This is a genomic window from Myxococcales bacterium (assembly GCA_016716835.1).
Classification (GTDB): domain Bacteria; phylum Myxococcota_A; class Polyangia; order Haliangiales; family Haliangiaceae; genus JADJUW01.
On record JADJUW010000001.1, the window covers coordinates 1,155,062 to 1,172,500 of the forward strand.

The window sequence follows — 17,439 nt, forward strand, 5'->3', positions numbered from 1 at the left end:
TCTAGCTCAGTCTATCGCATTGAGCAACGAAACTCGACGTGCGTGGCGATCCCCAAGGAAGGTGGCGTTTCGAAACGCCATGAGCACGTGTTCAGCCAGCCCTGGGCCAATGACGCGAGCGCCGAAGGCGATCACGTTGGCATCGTTGTGTTGCCGCGCCATCGAGGCGGTGTATTCCTCGGTGCAAAGCGCCGCCCGCACACCCTTAATTTTGTTGGCAGCGATGGAAATCCCAACCCCGCTGCCGCACACCACGATGCCAAGCGAGCCGGGATTCGCCACCACGGCGCGTCCCACGGCCGCGCCAAAATCGGGGTAGTCGACCGAGGCTTCGTCGTTGGTGCCGAGATCGACGACGGTATCGCCCATCATCTGCAGCAAGGCTGCCAGCGAACGCTTGAGGGAGAGGCCTGCGTGATCGCAACCGATATACCAAGTGTGCATGATCATTCCTCCCACTTCGCGAGCGCTAAAACGGCATTAGTCCCACCAAAACCGATGGCATTGGTCATGGCCCCGCGCACCTGCACCTGTCGCGGTTCATTCGGCACATAGTCGAGATCGCAAGCCGGGTCCGGCGTCGCGTAGTTGGCGGTGGGTGGCACCACGCCGCGCGCCAGCGCAAGCGCACAGAACGCCGCCTCTGCCGCGCCCGCCGCGCCCAGCATGTGCCCGGTCATCGACTTAGTGGACGAGACGGAAAGCCGGCGGGCATGCGCGCCAAACACGTGATGCATGGCCGCCGTCTCGGCCGCGTCGTTGAGCGGCGTCGAGGTGCCGTGCGCGTTGACATAGTCGATGCGGTCGGGCGACCACTTCGCGTCGGCAAGCGCCATGCGCATGGCACGCGCCGCGCCCTGGCCGTCGGGCGACGGCGCCGTGATGTGATGTGCATCCGCGCTGGCGCCATAGCCAACCACCTCGGCGAGGATCCGCGCACCGCGCCGCTTGGCCTTGGTGAGCCCTTCGAGCACAACCACCGCGCCGCCCTCGCCCATCACAAAGCCATCGCGATCGCGATCAAAGGGCCGGCACGCCGTCGCCGGTTCGTCGTTGCGTGTCGACATCGCGCGCAGCGATGAAAAGCCGCCAATGCCGAGCGGCGAGATGGTGGCCTCGGCGCCGCCGGCTACCGCGCCATCGACATAGCCGTGGCGAATCGCGCGCATGGCCTCGCCGATCGCATGGCCGCCGGTCGCACACGCGGACACGTGTGACATGTTTGCGCCGCGCAAGTTGCCGCGCAGCGACACCATGCCCGGGATGATGTTGCTAATGATATCGGTGACAAAGTACGGCGAGATGCCGTACCGCGGCCCCTTGGCGGCATAGGTCGCCATCGTGTGTTCGATCGTAATAATGCCGCCCATGCCCGAGCCAATGTAGGTCGCCCAGCGATCGGCCTCGGCCTCTGCCAGCGGCAGCGTCAGGCCCGCGTCGGCCAGCGCCATCATCGCCGCCGCGACGCCAAATTGCGCGACGCGATCGACGTGCTTGAGATCGCGGCTCGAAAACCACGGCGTGGCATCCCAGCCTCGCACCTCGCAGGCGAATTTGGTGGCAAAGGCCGAGGCGTCGAACGCGGTAATCGGCGCCGCGACGGTCTTGGCCTGCAGCAACGCCTCCCACGTCGACTCGGCGGTCGGCCCGAGCGGCGTTACTAGGCCGATGCCCGTAATGACGACTCGTTCCATCATGCGCCGCCTAGATTATTTTGCGTGCTTTTGCAGATAATTGACCGCGTCTTTGACCGTCTTGATCTGCTCGGTATCGGCCTCGGCAATTTCGATGTCGAAGGCCTGCTCGAGCGCCAACACCAATTCAACCACCGCGATCGAGTCGGCCTTGAGATCGTCGACAAATGAGGCTTTCGGCTTGAGCTGCTCCATGGAGACTTCAAGCTGGTCACAGATGAGTTGTTTTACTTTGGCTTCAATTTCTTGTGGGGTCATGGGACGTCCTCGCCTCGCGGCGTCGCCGTCATACGCTAGGTTGCGCTCTACATCAACAACCCGCCGTTGACCCGCACCACCTCACCGGTGATGTACGCGGCCTCCGGGCCTGCCAAAAATGAAACAATATCAGCAACTTCAGAAGATTTTCCCATGCGGCCGAGGGGGATATCTGAGATCAGCTTGGCGCGCGCGGCCTCGGGCATTTCGCCTTGCGTCATGTCGGTATCGATGAATCCAGGCGCCACCGCGTTAACCGTCACCCCGCGCCCGGCGAATTCGCGTGCCAGCGATTTGGTGAGCCCAATCATGCCAGCCTTGGAGGCCGCATAGGCGGCCTGCCCGCCGTTTCCAAACTCGCCAACGACCGACGAGATGTTGATGATGCGCCCGCCGTCCTTGGCCTTTAGGACCTGCGAGGCGCCGGCGCGCACCACGTAAAATAGGCTGCTGAGATTGGTTTGCAGCGTCTGCGCCCATTGCTCGTCTTTGAAGCGCATCACGAGGCCGTTGATCGCGATGCCGGCGTTGTTGACGATGATGTCGAGGCGACCATGCTGCTCGATGACGGCCTTGATGCCGCTGGTGACGGCCTCGGCGTTGCCGACGTCAAAGCCAGCCAGGCTCCCCGCGCCGCCTGCGGCGACGACGTCGTCGAGCGTTTGCTGCGCCGCCTCGGCGCGCGTCGCGTAGTTGACGACCACCGTGGCGCCGCGATGTGCCAATGCCAGGCAGATAGCGCGCCCAATACCGCGAGAACCACCGGTGACGAGCGCCACCTTGCCTGCCAATGCGCGATCTATAATCATGCGCGCAGCCTACCTTAGGGTGCAGGACGCGCCAAGCAACGCGGCTAGGGATTGGCCGTGGACGCGCCCTGCTCGCTAACGGGTGTCACCGCAAACACGTCGGTGATGCGTTTGACCAGCCCTGTAAGCACGTTGCCATTGCCGAGTTCATGCGCCGTGGTTACGCCCAGGCGCGCCATCGTCAACACGCATTCATCCCAGCGCACCGGCGCCGTGACTTGTTCGATGATGAGCGCCTTGAGGCGCTCGGGAGCCGTCTCGGCGGATGCGCTGACGTTGACGATCACGGGCACCGATGCCTGACGAAACGGCACGTCGGCGAGCGCCTGCGCTAGTTGCTGCCGCGCCGGCGCCATGAGTGAACTGTGAAACGGCGCGCTGACGTCGAGCTTGATCGCGCGCTTGGCGCCACCAGCCTTGAGCTGGGCGATGGCGCGATCGACAGCCGCCGCGCCGCCAGAGATGACCACCTGGCCGCCACCATTTTGATTGGCGACCTCGACGAGATCGCCTATCGCATCGGTTGAAACCTGCGCGCAGATCGCGGCGACGGCCTCGGTGCTTAGGCCCAGGACGGCGGCCATAGCGCCATGGCCGGGTGCAACCGCCTCTTGCATATACCTGCCGCGCAAATGAACGAGTCGTACGGCCGCCGCCAAATCGATGACGTCGGCCGCAACCAACGCGGACCATTCGCCAAGTGAGTGCCCGGCGACAAAATGGAAATCGCGATCCGGATGCACCAGGCGGCCCTCGGCCTGATGCGCGCGCAGCGTCGCGATGCTGGTCGTTAGAATCGCCGGCTGCGCGTTGGCGGTTAGCGTGAGTTCGGATGCGGGCCCGTGCTCACACAACGCCGAAATCGAAAACCCAAGCGCGCGATCGGCCGCGTCATATACATCGCGCGCGGCAGCCTCGCTCGCTCGCAGCGATGCGCCCATGCCCACGGTCTGCGAGCCTTGGCCGGGGAAAAGCAGTGCCGTCGCCATACATGTTGGAAGCGCCAACGGCGCGAGACATAAACCTACCTATTCGGCGGTTTTAGCGGTCTTATCGATCACTTCAATGACTTGCTTGCCGCCGTAGAAGCCGCAGGCTTGGCAAATCGTGTGCGTGATCTTGTGCGCGGCGCAGTTTGGACATGCCTGGACCGTAGGGCGGTTCTCGCCGGATTTTTTCATCCAAGCGGACCGTTGGTGGCCAGTGCGAGCTGGGCCGCGACGACGTTTCTGTAGAGCCATGGTGGTACCTTCCTTACGACGGCAGCTTCATTTTGCCAAGGGCTTCCCACCGTCCATCGACAATGGGGGGGCAAGAACACGCGGCGAGGTTGAGATCCGCGCCGCACTGGGAACAAAGGCCCTTGCAGTCCTCTTTGCACAAGGGCGCATAGGGAATTGCGAGCACGAATTGCTCGCGAACCACCGGCTCTAAATCAACAATTTCGCCGACATAGCCGAATAGATCGAGGTCGCCCTCTTCCACCTCAGGGCCGTCATCTTCCGCTGCTTCTTTGCTTCCGGACTTGGCTTCGGGGCCTGGTTTCGCAACTTCCGTATCGGCGTCCACCGCGGCTTTTGCTGAATCTTCCTCAAGTTGATGTTGCGGCACAAAGGTCACGCGCAGCTGCTCGTCAAAGGCAATTTTGGCCGGCCCCAAGCAGCGGCCGCAGGCGACGTGCACCCAGCCGTGAATTCGCCCGCTCACAAAAACGGTGGTTTCGTCGCCGTATGCCGATACCTCAAGCTCGCCGGCGCCCGCCTCGGACGTGTCGCTCGCCTCGAGCGCCTCGCGCAGGGGATGGCCCTTTAGGACCCCAGCGACATACGCATTGTCGACGTCGACATGCTTGTCGCACGGCAAGTCGCGCAAATGCAGGTGGAATTTACGATGTGGCATGGGCGACCCGAGGGAGGGCGGCACCATATAGATCGCTGCTTGTTTGTCAAGCCTGCCCTTAGCCCTTAGGGCAAGGGCTAGCGGTTGCTTGCCAGGCCGCCGACGGCGCTGCCGCCGATGGCCAGGAGCGCCGAGAGGTCCTGATCATTAAACCTGAGCATGGCGCCAAAGAAGTAATCGCGCCCGAAGCGGAACTTTTCAAACGACGTTGGAACGTCGTCACCCGCGAGGATGGTGAGCGAGTCCGGGGCATTGAGCGCCTCGTCGACGCCGGCGATGAGGTAGACGTAGCGAATCATCTCAAACGCCGCCGCCAGCTTGACGCGCGGCATCTTGTCCCACGACGAGTCAAACAGGTCGGCGGACAAGCTCAAATTGCGCCCCCACCACCTGGTGGCGTAGTCGACGCCCATGCCACCGGTGGATTCCTTCACGCCAAAGCGCAGGCTCCACGGCCCGATGCGCTTGCCGAACTGGAAGGTAAAGCGCGCGCGATCTTCGATTTCCGTGCGGCGAATCCAGTTGTTGGGATCAACCGTCGGATCGAGCGTAAGCGTAACCTTGGGATACCCGCCGCGTGGGCCGCTTTCGAGCTCGATGAGGTAGAACTTATCCGGCCGCGTTTGCAGCTCCATCTGGATGTAATTGCGCGTGATGCCCGCGAACACGTTGTATTCAGTACGCAGCCCGACATAGGTCTGCAGGCCAAACAGCGTGCCCAAAAACCCCTTGGCGTCGGTGGTGATTTCTTCCACGTTGTCGGCAATGGTCGGGTCGTTGACTAGGCGCCCCAGCGTGCCTTTGTCTTCGTCGATTTTTTTGGCAATGCTGTCGGTGCTGGTGATCACGCCATCGAGCATGTCGAGTTTTTCACGCAACGCACCGCCGGTGAGTTCCACCTCGGATTTAGCCGAGGTCATGAGCAGCTTAGCCTCGGCCGAGGCCACCTCGAGATTGTCGAGAATCGCCGTCACGCGCTCATCGGCGCCACCGGTGATCTTGCGCAGGTCCTGCGTGATGAGTTCGATGCGCTCCATTGAGCGATCCGCCTTGGCCAAGATATCGCTGACGGTGCCGGCCTCTTTTTGTACCAGGGCATCGACGCGGCCCGCGATGGAGGCGACGGGCCCGTTGACGATGCGCCGCACGTCTTCCGATAGGTCTTTGACCGAGAGCAGCACCGAGTCAATGTTCGGCGCGACCTCTTCGATGCGGCGCAGCAGCTGATCGACCGAGGTGGTTTCGACGACGTTGGTGATTTCGCCGCCCTTCTCGAGCCGGCCGTGTTGTTGCGTCACGCCGGCGGCGTCGATCGTGGCCTTGCCGCCTGGATCGAGCTCGAGATAGTACTCGCCGAGCAGCGAGGTCATTTTTTTATAGATGACGGCGCTGTCGTATACTTCGACGTTGCCGCGCACGCGGAACTTGACGCGCGCGTAGCGCCCTTCGACCGAGCGGTCGACGATTTCACCAACCGGCAAGCCCGCCACCATCACCTTGGAACCAATCGGGATGCCCGAGGCGTCCTTCAGACGCGCGGTATACGGCACGCTACCGGCACCGACGGCGTCTTTGCCCAGCCCCTTGTACGTGGCATAGCTGCCCGCGAGCGCGGCCAACACCAAGACACCTACCCGAATCGCAGATCCAGCTTCTTTCACAGCGCGACTCCTAAATGCACAAACACCATCACATGCCTCCTGGCTGACCAAGAACGCCGAGCAGCACGTCGGTTAGAAAATAATCGAGCACCAGCGTTACCACGAAGCCAAAGACCACGGCCCGCGTGGTGCCAATGCCCACGCCTCGACCGCCGCCGGTGGCATTAAACCCCTGGTAGCAGCCGATGAGAATCACCGCGAAGCCAAAGACCGCGGACTTGATGAGCCCGTGGATAATATCGACCGAGTACACAAGGTCTTGGACGCGGGTCGTGAACTGCCCATGATCGAGATTTTGCATCACGACCCCACGAGATACGAACCGCACATGCCGACGACAAAAAACAGCAGCGCGAGCATGGGCGCGACAAACATCGAAACGAAAATTCGCGGCAAGACCAGGTATTGCAACGGATTGACGGCCATGGACTCGAGCGCATCGATCTGCTCGGTGATGCGCATCGTGCCTAGCTCGGTGGCGATGCCGGCCGCGGCGCGACCCGCCAACATCAGTGACGTGAGCACCGGCCCCAGCTCGAGCGCGATCGCCTTGCCGGTGATGACGCCGGCGGCGGATTGTTGGCCAAAGACCTTGAGCGCCACGACCATCTGCAGCGTCAGCACCATGCCGGTAAAAAGGCCCACGAGGAGCACGATGGGAAGGCTGCCAAAGCCGATGTACTCGGCGGCCTCAATATAATTTTTGATGCGAAAGGGACGCCTGGGCAGCCACGCAAACGCGCGCGCGGCCATTTGGATGTGGCGGCCAAATAGATCGACGCTGGTGAGCAAGGGGGCGAAGGCGTCCTTCACCCCGGCCACGAGCGCATGCCCTAACGGCGCCCCGGCGGGAGCGCCCTGCGGCTTGACGGTGGGCGACGTAGATGCGGACACAGCGTTAGCGCCAGAACATGCCATGCGCGCCGGCCAATGGCTAGCGCGCGTCCGCTTGAATTGCCGTGTTTGATCGCGGGTTTACCGGGGCGATCACAACCCGACGTAGACGCGCGGCACGCGCTTGGACATGCCGCAGGTAACCTCGTATTCGCTGAGCTGCGACCACGCCGCGAACTCGGCGGTGGAAATCTCGGCACCGGTGCCGTCGCGACCCAGCATGGTGACGTCGTCGCCTACCGCGGCGCCAGCAACGTCGGTGACGTCGGCCATTACCATATCCATGCTGACCCGACCGACGATCGCTACGCGCTTGCCCCGTAGCAGGGCGAACGCTTTACCAGACAAGCTTCGGGGATAGCCGTCGGCATAGCCAAGCGGCAACACGGCGACGCGCGTATCGCGGCCGGCGCGCCAGGTTTGGCCGTAGCCAACGGCATGGCCGGCGGGCACTTGTCTAAGCTGAGCGACCTGAGTCACCAGCCGCATCACTTGCACGCGGCCGGACGTTGCCCACGGGCCGTTGCCGTAAAGCGCCAGCCCAAGCCGCACGGCGTCAAAACGCGACGAGGGAAACGAGATCGCGCCAGCGCTATTGGCCGCGTGAATCATGATGCCAGGTCGCAGCGTGCGCGCCATGACCACGCTTGCCTCAAAGGCGGCCAGTTGAGCGAACGTCGTGCTTTGGTGATCGGAAGGCTGGTCGGTGTCGGCGTTCGCGAAATGCGTCAGCAGGCCGGTCCACGAAATGCCGGCCATCGACGCCACCTGCGCAAGGGCTGCTGCCGCATCGGCGGGCATGATGCCAAGCCGACCCATGCCGGTGTCTATCTTGAGATGGACGCTGGCGTTGCGACCCGCCGCCGCCGCCGCTGCCGCGAGCGGGTGCAGCTGCGCCACATCTGAAATCGCAGGGGTCAAGCCGTGGCGGACCATGGCGACCTCGCCACCATGTTGCGCAGGGCCCAAGACCAAGACGGGCGCCACAACGCCGGCATCGCGCAAGGCCACGCCTTCTTCGACGAGCGATACCGCAAAGCCGCACACCGCGGGATGACCATCGAGCACGCTGGCTACCTGCACGGCGCCGTGGCCATAGCCATCTGCCTTAATGACCGCCCAGATCGGTGTGGCCACCTCGGCGTGGAGCTGCGCGACGTTATGTTTGATCGCGGCGAGATCGACCTCAACCCGCGTCGGCCGCACGTCCGTGGTTGGTCGCGGGAGCATCGCGACCGACGTACCACAAAGGGCTAGGCAAGGCCAGGCTAGGCTAGGCGACTTTGGCTTGCAGCAGCTGCGCCGTAACGATCATGGTGCGGCCGCGCGAAATGATCGCGCCGTTGCGGACCAGCTGGTTAAACGCGCGTGAAATTGTTTCGCGGCACGAGCCAACCATGTTCGCGAGCTCTTGCTGCGTCGGCCGGCGACGGACGAGAACGCCTTCTGCGGTATCCTGCCCGTCTTCCTTGGCCAGCGTTACCAATTGGTGCACCAGGCGCTCGTTGACGTCGTAGAGCGCTAGCTGGGCGATGGTTTCATTGGCCTTGCGCACGCGCTTGGCGAGCTCGCTCATCATGTTGAGCGCGGTCTGCGGATGCGCCTGCATATGCGCAAGCAAATGCTCTCGCGACAGCACGAGGAGGCTGGTGGGCTCGAGCGCAACGCACGTCGACGAACGCGTGCCGCCGTCGAGCAGCGCCAACTCGCCGAACGAATCGCCGGCGCGGTGCGAGGCCAATAAGACCTCGCGTCCATTGGTGCCAAACACGACCGTCTTGACGCGGCCCGCGATGATGAGAAACATCGAATCGCCGGGCTCGTCCTGACGAACGATGGCCATGCCGGCACCCACTTTGCGTTGCGACATCCGCAAGGCGAGGTCCTCAATCGCCGCAATTGGCAATTTCGAGAAAATGGCGGCGCGCGCGATGGTGGCGCGAATCCGGGCAGGCTCCTCGCCACTGGTTAGGGGTTGGCGATGGGCGTGTAGGGACATATGAGCGGCGGCTTGCGAAGTTCCAAACATTGGGTGAGCTCCTTAAGTTGACGGCGCTTGCCGACAAACCTGAGCAGACACAGAGCAAACACGGTGCCAATTCTCACATTATTTTTCCCTCATGATTCCAATCAATTGCAACTGGGTGGCAAATTACAGGCGTCGAGTTTTATTCACAATAGTGAGCGGGTGTGACGAAAATGTCCGAATCGCAACCATCGGGCGCAGTCGCCGCCAGCCGGCCTCTGGTCGGGCGGCAGAACGACAGGGAGCGCCGTCCGCCCCCCTTTTTTTTCCTAGCGCGCGCTAATGGAGCTACTTCGCCGCGGGCGCCGAATTGAGTTGTTCGCTGACCAAGCGCTTGTCCCGGTATGCGGTGAGCACGGCGTCGACGCGATCACCGGGGTTAACGACGACGCTGATGTCGTTGGCGCCGAAGAACTGGTTGATCACGACCGGCCGCCCTGACGCCTTGGCTTGCGAGACCGCGTCGATTGCAACAAAGCTGACATCCTCAAGCGTTGCGGTCGCGTCGAGCGTTGGCAGCGGCGTAAACGCCAGGGTCCGGCGCGCTAGGAATTGCTTGAGCGAACGGCCCTTGATGGGATTGCTGGTCCCGTTGGTGGTGATGGAGTCAAGCTTCCATTTGCTACCGCCCGTGAGCCAACGCAGCGGATTAAAGCCCGCCTTCTTGAAATTCCAAAAGCGGACGAAAGGCTTGCCCGATGCGTCGAGCTCGCGGGCGACCTCAACCACCGACACCCGTTTGCCGCCGGGCTGCAACGTGCTGGTCATGACGCTGGTCCTGGCGTCGACGATATGCTCGCGCGGCCGGCCCAGCGCGCCAACGTCGAACGTGCGGATGGCGAGCGCCTGCGCTTCGTCAAAACTACGCCCGCGTTGTGCCCCAAGTGCGGCCGACATAGCGCCGACTGGCTTGGCGCTTTTGCCCACGGGCTTCTTACCGGCCCCCAGCTGGTTGCCCGAGGTTGTGCCCTTGGGCGTCCGCACGAGCACCTGCTTACCGCGCTTGCCGGTTGCGACCTTTTGTGCACCCCGGTCGGCCAAAGCACCAGGTGCCGCCGCAGTCGTGCAAAGGAGCCCCGCGCAAAGGATCAGAGAGAGTCTAGCTGAATGGTGAATCGTCATGACGGAGCATTAGTGCAACGTACATGCCAGCCCGTGATGCCCCGTAACTGCCCAATTTTCGTCATCATTGGGAAACGCGGCGCCTCGCCGTATCGGGCAATTTGGCGACATAATTCCCCGGCAGGGGCGACCTTAACTAGCCACCGCAGCGGGGGCGTCCATCACGTGCCCCCATCGATGGGTCGCGTGTGCTAGCGTCGCCGCGTTCTATGAAGGGCCTGACGTGACCGCGGCATCGATTGAGGTTTGGATCAACGGTCAGGAGCGCGCTGTGCCGCCTGGCCTATCGGTGGCCGAGCTGATTGCCCACGTCGGCATCACCGGCGCTCGCGTCGCGGTTGAGCGCAATCGCGCCATCGTCCCGCGCGTCGAGCACGCCACCACGCGGGTTGAGGCGGGCGACCGCTTCGAGCTCGTCACCTTTGTCGGAGGAGGATAGCCATGCAAGTCACGCCACAAGATAGTTGGACGCTCGGCGGACGTACGTTTCATTCGCGACTCATCGTCGGCACCGGCAAGTATGCCTCGAATGAACAGACCAAGGATGCCTTGGAGGCCTCGGGTACCGAGATGGTCACCGTCGCGCTGCGCCGCATCGATTTTTCGCAAGCTGGCCCCAACCTGCTCGATGTCATCGATCGCAAGCGGTATGTGCTGCTGCCCAACACCGCGGCCTGCTACACGGCGGATGAAGCGATTCGCACCCTGCACCTGGCACGCGAGCTCGGCATGGATGAGTTCGTCAAGCTCGAGGTCATTGGCGATCCCAAGACCCTGTTTCCTGACAACGCCGCGACGGTCGAGGCCGCCAAGGTTTTGGTGAAGGAAGGCTTTAAGGTGTTGCCCTATTGCAGCGACGACCTGGTGACGTGCAAGCGCCTGGTCGATGCAGGTTGCTTAGCCGTGATGCCGCTCGCGGCGCCCATCGGCTCGGGCCTAGGCATTCGCAACCCGCACAACATTCGCCTCATTGTCGAGCACATCTCGGTGCCAGTGATCGTGGATGCGGGCGTCGGCACGGCGAGCGATGCCGCGGTGGCGATGGAGCTCGGCTGCACCGCGGTGCTGATGAACACCGGCATTGCGGGCGCCAAGAACCCCGTGCTCATGGCGCATGCCATGCGCGACGGCGTCGCCGCGGGGCGCATGGCGTTTTTGGCCGGCCGCATGCCGCGCCGCGACTATGCCAATGCCTCGTCGCCAAGCGCCGGGCTAATCGAATAGTTTTTATGGTGCCGCCTGCGCTGCCGCGGCTCTACGCCATCCTTGATGACGAAACTATTGCGCGCTTACCCGACTGGCAGAATCGCCTGCATGGCGTGCTAGCGGCGCGGCGAGGCTCGATGTGGCTACAGCTTCGCTGCAAGCATGCGGGCGATGCGGCATTGCGCCGCTACGCGACCGCGCTGGTCGCGCTGTGCGAGCCGCATGGTGTGCCCGTGCTGATTAATGATCGCTTGGACATCGCGTGGGAGGTCGGCGCCGCCGGCGTTCACCTGACCGAGACCAGCATCGAAGTGCGGGACGCGCGGCGTATCGCTGGCGAGATGATCATTGCGGCGAGCCGACATAATGCCGTCGCGGCGCGGCAAGCGGCGCACGACGGCGCGTCGCTCGTGGTGCTAGGGCCAATTTATGACACGGCTTCCAAGCGTTCGTTTGGACCGCCCTTGGGCGTTGACGCCATCGCGGCCGTGGCAGCCACATGGCCTGCGAGTGCGGCGCTGATCGCGATTGGTGGTATTTGCACCGAGCGGCAAATAGCCGCCATCCGCAACGCTGGGGCCCACGGCGTCGCGGCGATCTCCGCAATCTGGTCTAACGATGGCGAGGCATTTGTCAGCGCCGCCACCGCATGACGCTGTGGGCGGCTTGTGGGGGCAGCTATCTGCCGGTCGGTCTTGCAAAACCGGCGCAATTTCGCTACCTAAGCTCGCCTTCGCCGATGTAGCTCAGTGGTAGAGCAACGGTTTCGTAAACCGTAGGTCGACAGTTCAATCCTGTCCATCGGCTCAGAATTGCGGTGGGTTGCGCGGTTGCTATGAGACCACGGCGCGCAGCGATATACGTCGTACATATTATCATTTACGTTAGGCCAGGTCACATGGTACCTCGCGGCCATGGCGCACACCCTGTACCGGACGAGCGGCCTTGGCGTGGCATTCGCGGCGGCGGTGCTCGCGGCGTGCGGCGGAAATGCCACCGATGGTGCGTCGTGCGCGGTGGGTCAGACCGACTGCGCACCTGCGCCGGGCAATGCGTGCGCGGCGATCGACACGGACGGCGACGGCTATAGCGATGACGTTGAAATCGCCATCCAAAGCGACGTCAACGACGCGGGCGATTCGCCGGCCGCGCGCGGGCAGCTCGTGTTTGTCGTGCCTTATCAAGGCGCGCCAACTCCTCCCCACCACGACGTGGTCACCACGACCAAATTGGCGCGCGCTGACGTCGCCATTTTGCTCGACACCACGGGCTCGATGACCGGCACAACCACGAGGCTAAAGCCACAGCTTGCGACCATGGTAAGCGAGCTTGCGTCCGAGGTGCCAAGCCTCGCCTTTGGCGTTGCCGGCTTTGGCGACTTCCCATACGCGTCACACGATAATTCGGATCGCGATCGGCCATTTTATCTAGTCCATCGCATGATGACCGCGCAGACAAATGCAGGCCTAGCTTCCATCACCGATGCGCTAACCCACCAAGGGTCGCATATGGGCTATGGCGCATGGCTCACCATCATGCGCGGCGGCGACGAGCCCGAACAGGGGTGGGAAGCGCTGCGCCAAACCGCGACGGGCGTCGGCATTACCTATCCGCATCCGTGGAACGAGGATGAAACCTTGTCGACGCCAGCCTTCTCGGCACAGACGGCATATCCCCAGGCCATCCCTGAGGGCGAAGAGGCGGGCGACATTGGCGGCTATGGGTTTCGCCGCGACAGCTTGCCGATCATCATTCAAATAACCGACACCTCGTTTCATGCCGGCGGCTGGGCCGAGCCCACGCCTAACTCCGCGACGCGGCAACAAGCCATCGCCGCGGTCAGGCAAATTGGTGGCAAGGTAATCGGCATGATGGCGAGCGGCAATCGAACGGGCCTTGCCGACCTGCGCTATGCCGTATCGCAAACCAACGGCTATGTAACGCCAGAGGCCTGGGGTACGGGCAGCGAGCGGCCCGCGAACTGCCCTGTCGGTAAATGTTGTCTGCAAGCCGTAGATACCTACCCGCCGCCGCAGCCCGATCCGGTTGATGGTCGCTGCGAACTTATTTTCTCGTCTGATTTTTACTCCTACAATGTCGCGCCTATGGTGGTGCAGGCCGTCGTCGCCATCGCTCGTGGCATGACGTTCACGATTGCCGCAGCCATGCGCGACGACGCCACTGATGCAGCCGACACCGCGCCACTGGTGCAGAGCGTGGTTGCCGTGCCCGATGGTGCGTGCGCGCAGCTACAAGCCGCCGACCAAGATGGTGATGGCATCGCGGATTCCTATCTTCAAGTGACTGGCGGCACCGAGGTTTGTTTTCGCCTGCACGCGGCGCCCAACGGCCACATTCCGCCCCAGGCGACGGCGCAGGCCTATAAGGCCACCTTGGTGCTGACCGGCGATGGCGTCGCGGCATTTTCGCCTCAGGACGTTTGGTTCGTGGTGCCTGGCGAAGGCTGCGCGGGCTTGCCGTCACCGCCGGTCTCCTAGCGGACGCAGCCGGCGTACATTGCCGCGGGTTGCTTGCGTGCGTCGCCGGTGTGAAACAAAACGAAATTCGCACTCCGGGGCAACCGAAAACTGGCAGCAGCAATCAAACGGCCATGACTAAATATTTCGCTGTGGCCTCCGCACTAGCACTTGTCGCGTGCTCGCCTTACGCGGTCACCAAATCAAGAACGCCAAAAATGAACATCGCAGGCGCCGCTCGGGCAGGCGTCGCAACCGTATGCATCTTTCGGTCCGCGCGTCTGGCGCAGGCAGTCAGCTTTGTGGTTCACGACAACGGCGTTGTTGTCGGCGCAACCCGCGGCCGCTCGCACTTTTGCTACGAAGCCGAGCCGGGAAACCATACGATCATTTCGAGCACGCACGACGCAGCCGACACGCCAGCGCGCATCGATGCGCATCTGGCCCCCATGCGGTATTGGCTTCGCCAGGACACGTCGAGCAACATCGGTGCCCTGACAAGCGTGCTGACGTGGGTGGACGAAGCGGCAGCTACCGCTGCGGCTAGCGGAACCCCATACACACAGCTTGCCGAGGTTCGTCCCGGCGAGACCATCCCTCCGCCTATCCCTTTTGCGTCAGCAATATGAGGCCGCTGGCCCTAGCCGGCAACTTCAAAACCCCGCCCGCGGTCAAACCAGCGATTTCCCTTCATGCTATGAGCCACTCAATCCATCGCCCATGCATGTCAACTCGGGCCAACAGCTCGTCCGTTCGGTGCCCGTCTCGCCAGGTGGCGTGGCCGAGCAGGCCGAAGATATCTGTTGGGAGATCGTTGGCACGTCGACTAAATAGACGTTCGAATGGCAAGCGCGCGCCAAATGATTGGACCGCGCCGCCTTCAAGTGAGACCCAGTGCAGCGGTCGCTGTGAGGCGATTCTATCTATTGTCGATGCAAAGGCAGCGCACTCGCTATCTGTAAAATAAGCGGCTGTGGCGGAATGAAACAGACAAATGGGTAAGTGGTCAGGGACTTCAGCAATTGTTGCCTCAAGCGCGTGGATCGCATCGCCCGCGATGAGGCGAGGCGGATGCGTCCTCGCGACGCCTAACGCCGCGCTGAGCAAACTTTGCCGCTCCAAGTGTTCTGGCCACACGCAGGCCATTAGCCAGCGTGCGTCATCTGCGCGGGTTGCATCCAGCGGATGGCTGTCTAGTCCCAGGCGGTAGCCGATGCGCGGCGGGTCAACCTGAAAGGGAACGGCGTGGCCACGCGACTCGCACTCAATCGCGACCGACGAGTCCGGTGCTCCAACCCATGCGCCAACTCCGTAGCGGTACCTGTAGCGGTCGACTAGCAAATTCAGGCCGGCGCTGGCTCCCACCTCAACGAGCGCGATGGGCCCGTCGAGAGACATTTGTTGCATGATAGGCAACAGCGCGATGCTTCGGCGCACTTCATTGGTTTGAGTATGCCGTGTCTCGATACGTTCGGTGAGCTGCGACCGATGCGACAAACAAAAATCTCGAAAGTGGCCAATTGTCGTCCGATCAGCAGGAAGCGAGGTCGCGGTGATGCTGGGGTAGTAAGCCGCGAGCGGGTGACTCATCCCAGACAGGAGCAAATCGTGAACCGCCGCAAATAGCAAATTGGGTCTCTGCTGTGAGGGCGCCGCGGCTAAGAGCAGCGCGGCTACTTCCAGGTCGAGGCTGACCGACCGAGACAACGTCTCATAGAGCGGCGATGAACCATGCGTTTCCTCAGCGAACTGTATAAATCGCGCAGCAACTTGTTTAACGCTTGCATCAATCATCGCTAGTTCGCCGCCACTCGAGCGTAAAGAATTTGCGCTCCTTTCGCAAATTGAATGGCGCCAACCACTAACCTCGACCTTTGCGGCTAGGGCCCCCTACTGGGTCTATTGCTTGCTAACGGTCGGGCCAGATCGGCGAGCGAAGCCCGTGTACGTCAGGCGTTTTGATCGGGTGAAGGTAAACGCGACGTCATCGGAAACAACACCGGTCGCGAGCATCCGAAGTAGTGGTGCGCCAAATACTGGCCGCGAGCCACGAATCTCGGCCGGCTCCATGCCGCTGGCCCGGCACATGGCGGCAACTTCCACCGGCTTTAGAAAAAGCCGTAGCAGGTTGAGGTCGCGGGGCGAGTTCTTTACGAACCACTCCACCCCTTTGTAGAAGCGGTTCTCGGTCCAGCAGGTCGTAAGGTGGTCGGGGAGCATGAACCCGCGGCTCTCGATTCTATTGGGTTTGCCGCCGCATCGCTCGAGGATCTTGCGGAACCGCTCCGTGAGTTCGGAACGCTTGTCAGCCGGCAAGCCTTCAAGCGCGACCTGCGCCTCAGCGTGCGCCGCGGCCAGCCAGTCGAGCGCCTGCGATCGCTCGTAGGTCGGACGAGTCACGCGAAACTTCGTCAGGGTCGGTGCAGGCGCGGCCATGGGTCGCACACGAATAATGCAACTCCAGATCCAACGACCGCGCCCACGCCGCGGCGGTTCCATCCCGCCAAGTGTTGCATTCACATGGACGCATTCGCTCGGTGAGGCGCCGAACGCCAAGTCACCTATGTGGAATGCACGCGGTGTGCGGCCACATGAGTCGTCTCGTGCGCTCAGGACGGTACGCCCGCCGATGCAAGCTATCCCTGTGCCTTCGCGAAACGCCCTGATCCGAGCATGTGCCGCGCCCGCGCGTCAAGATATCGCACCCCGTCCACGAGCACCCGCCGTGACTACGCAGTAGCCATGCTAGCTCGGCGAAATTGCAACGAAAACAAGTGCAGAGAGTGACCCTGCTCGCCCAAACGCCAATCAACCTATTGGTTGAAGATCTTGAGCTTGACGTAGCCAGTCGTGACCTCGCCCGAATCGTTCATTGAGCGAATTGTGCCCTTAATAGAACTTAGGCTGCACAGCGCCAACCAAAGCGCTTCGGAGTCCTCGTCGGTATCAAAGGCGATCGTCTCGGAAGTCCCATAAGGCCGATGGCTCTTGGTAAGCCGGTAGTTCTTGCTCTTGTATGAAAATTCAAAGCTCGTCTGATTGAGATTCTCCCAACCCAACTTGTCAGTTACCACCGCGCGCAGCTCCCAGATCCCCCATTTGACGTCAAACCCGACGCGCGAGCACTCAATCGAGGCGTCTGCGACAACAGGTGCCAATTCATTCGATTCGCCGTCGGCAGTCACGCCGCGAAGCGGAAAGGAGCTAACTGGACAGGCTTTGTCCTCATCGTCGGGCTCCACTTGCGCAATCTGATTATTTGAAGGCTCTACGCAACTGAATAGCAAAAATGTCAGACATGAAAATACGGCTGTCCTGTTCATCATAGAGCGACGCATACAGAAAACCCCATATCGATTCAACCGAAATGCACCTGCCCCCGTCGCGGTATGG

The 17,439-nt window shown here is 62.3% G+C and carries 21 protein-coding genes and 1 tRNA gene; 6 read left to right on the plus strand and 16 right to left on the minus strand.

The window, feature by feature from the left end:
- Positions 1-6: 6 nt before the first annotated feature.
- The 13 genes from rpiB to IPL79_05220 form a co-directional block, all read right to left on the minus strand.
- Entirely contained in the window at positions 7-444 is a 438-nt protein-coding gene (rpiB, locus tag IPL79_05160) for a ribose 5-phosphate isomerase B (GenBank protein MBK9070378.1), read from the minus strand.
- Positions 445-446: 2 nt separating this feature from the next.
- Entirely contained in the window at positions 447-1,697 is a 1,251-nt protein-coding gene (gene fabF, locus IPL79_05165) for a beta-ketoacyl-ACP synthase II (GenBank protein MBK9070379.1), read from the minus strand.
- 12 nt (positions 1,698-1,709) lie between these two features.
- Positions 1,710-1,952, minus strand: coding sequence for an acyl carrier protein (gene acpP, locus IPL79_05170; protein MBK9070380.1), 243 nt, complete (start codon positions 1,950-1,952; stop codon positions 1,710-1,712).
- Between the two features lie 47 nt (positions 1,953-1,999).
- Positions 2,000-2,761 carry a 3-oxoacyl-ACP reductase FabG gene (gene fabG / locus IPL79_05175; protein ID MBK9070381.1) on the minus strand — a complete coding sequence of 254 codons (762 nt, stop codon included), beginning with the start codon at positions 2,759-2,761 and terminating at the stop codon, positions 2,000-2,002.
- Between the two features lie 44 nt (positions 2,762-2,805).
- Positions 2,806-3,750, minus strand: a complete 945-nt coding sequence (gene fabD, locus IPL79_05180; GenBank protein MBK9070382.1) for an ACP S-malonyltransferase — start codon at positions 3,748-3,750, stop codon at positions 2,806-2,808.
- Positions 3,751-3,789: 39 nt separating this feature from the next.
- Positions 3,790-4,002, minus strand: coding sequence for a 50S ribosomal protein L32 (gene rpmF / locus IPL79_05185; protein MBK9070383.1), 213 nt, complete (start codon positions 4,000-4,002; stop codon positions 3,790-3,792).
- Positions 4,003-4,015: 13 nt separating this feature from the next.
- Positions 4,016-4,660 carry a DUF177 domain-containing protein gene (locus IPL79_05190; protein ID MBK9070384.1) on the minus strand — a complete coding sequence of 215 codons (645 nt, stop codon included), beginning with the start codon at positions 4,658-4,660 and terminating at the stop codon, positions 4,016-4,018.
- A gap of 77 nt (positions 4,661-4,737) precedes the next feature.
- Positions 4,738-6,321, minus strand: a complete 1,584-nt coding sequence (locus IPL79_05195) for an MCE family protein (GenBank protein MBK9070385.1) — start codon at positions 6,319-6,321, stop codon at positions 4,738-4,740.
- Between the two features lie 28 nt (positions 6,322-6,349).
- Complete coding sequence (locus IPL79_05200; GenBank protein ID MBK9070386.1) at positions 6,350-6,625, minus strand: ABC transporter permease; 276 nt, start codon at positions 6,623-6,625, stop codon at positions 6,350-6,352.
- The gene (locus IPL79_05205; protein ID MBK9070387.1) at positions 6,622-7,215 is read right to left on the minus strand and encodes an ABC transporter permease; all 594 of its coding nucleotides are present in this window, start codon (positions 7,213-7,215) and stop codon (positions 6,622-6,624) included. The genes IPL79_05200 and IPL79_05205 overlap by 4 nt, the downstream gene beginning before the upstream one ends.
- 93 nt (positions 7,216-7,308) lie before the next feature.
- Positions 7,309-8,445: an alanine racemase gene (gene alr, locus IPL79_05210; GenBank protein ID MBK9070388.1), complete on the minus strand. Its 1,137-nt coding sequence runs from the start codon at positions 8,443-8,445 to the stop codon at positions 7,309-7,311.
- A gap of 43 nt (positions 8,446-8,488) precedes the next feature.
- On the minus strand, positions 8,489-9,214 hold the full coding sequence (locus tag IPL79_05215; GenBank protein ID MBK9070389.1) for a Crp/Fnr family transcriptional regulator: 726 nt from the start codon (positions 9,212-9,214) through the stop codon (positions 8,489-8,491).
- 315 nt (positions 9,215-9,529) lie between these two features.
- A complete protein-coding gene (locus IPL79_05220) occupies positions 9,530-10,225 on the minus strand; it encodes a hypothetical protein (GenBank protein ID MBK9070390.1) in 696 nt (231 codons plus the stop codon).
- A 361-nt stretch (positions 10,226-10,586) separates the two neighbouring features.
- Here IPL79_05220 and thiS point away from each other — a divergent pair, with 361 nt between their 5' ends.
- The 6 genes from thiS (at position 10,587) to IPL79_05250 (ending at position 14,675) form a co-directional block, all read left to right on the plus strand.
- Positions 10,587-10,802, plus strand: a complete 216-nt coding sequence (gene thiS, locus IPL79_05225; GenBank protein ID MBK9070391.1) for a sulfur carrier protein ThiS — start codon at positions 10,587-10,589, stop codon at positions 10,800-10,802.
- A gap of 2 nt (positions 10,803-10,804) precedes the next feature.
- Positions 10,805-11,587, plus strand: coding sequence for a thiazole synthase (locus IPL79_05230; GenBank protein MBK9070392.1), 783 nt, complete (start codon positions 10,805-10,807; stop codon positions 11,585-11,587).
- Between the two features lie 5 nt (positions 11,588-11,592).
- Positions 11,593-12,222: a thiamine phosphate synthase gene (locus tag IPL79_05235; protein MBK9070393.1), complete on the plus strand. Its 630-nt coding sequence runs from the start codon at positions 11,593-11,595 to the stop codon at positions 12,220-12,222.
- Between the two features lie 82 nt (positions 12,223-12,304).
- Positions 12,305-12,376: transfer RNA gene (locus IPL79_05240), tRNA-Thr, on the plus strand.
- Between the two features lie 107 nt (positions 12,377-12,483).
- Positions 12,484-14,067, plus strand: coding sequence for a hypothetical protein (locus tag IPL79_05245; protein MBK9070394.1), 1,584 nt, complete (start codon positions 12,484-12,486; stop codon positions 14,065-14,067).
- Positions 14,068-14,117: 50 nt separating this feature from the next.
- Positions 14,118-14,675, plus strand: a complete 558-nt coding sequence (locus IPL79_05250) for a hypothetical protein (GenBank protein MBK9070395.1) — start codon at positions 14,118-14,120, stop codon at positions 14,673-14,675.
- 61 nt (positions 14,676-14,736) lie between these two features.
- On the opposite strand, the gene IPL79_05255 is transcribed toward IPL79_05250, so the two are convergent.
- From IPL79_05255 to IPL79_05265, 3 genes are all read right to left on the minus strand, one after another.
- Positions 14,737-15,840: a DUF2332 domain-containing protein gene (locus tag IPL79_05255; protein ID MBK9070396.1), complete on the minus strand. Its 1,104-nt coding sequence runs from the start codon at positions 15,838-15,840 to the stop codon at positions 14,737-14,739.
- Between the two features lie 105 nt (positions 15,841-15,945).
- The gene (locus IPL79_05260) at positions 15,946-16,482 is read right to left on the minus strand and encodes a hypothetical protein (GenBank protein ID MBK9070397.1); all 537 of its coding nucleotides are present in this window, start codon (positions 16,480-16,482) and stop codon (positions 15,946-15,948) included.
- Positions 16,483-16,859: 377 nt separating this feature from the next.
- Entirely contained in the window at positions 16,860-17,288 is a 429-nt protein-coding gene (locus IPL79_05265) for a hypothetical protein (GenBank protein MBK9070398.1), read from the minus strand.
- Between the last annotated feature and the right edge of the window lie 151 nt (positions 17,289-17,439).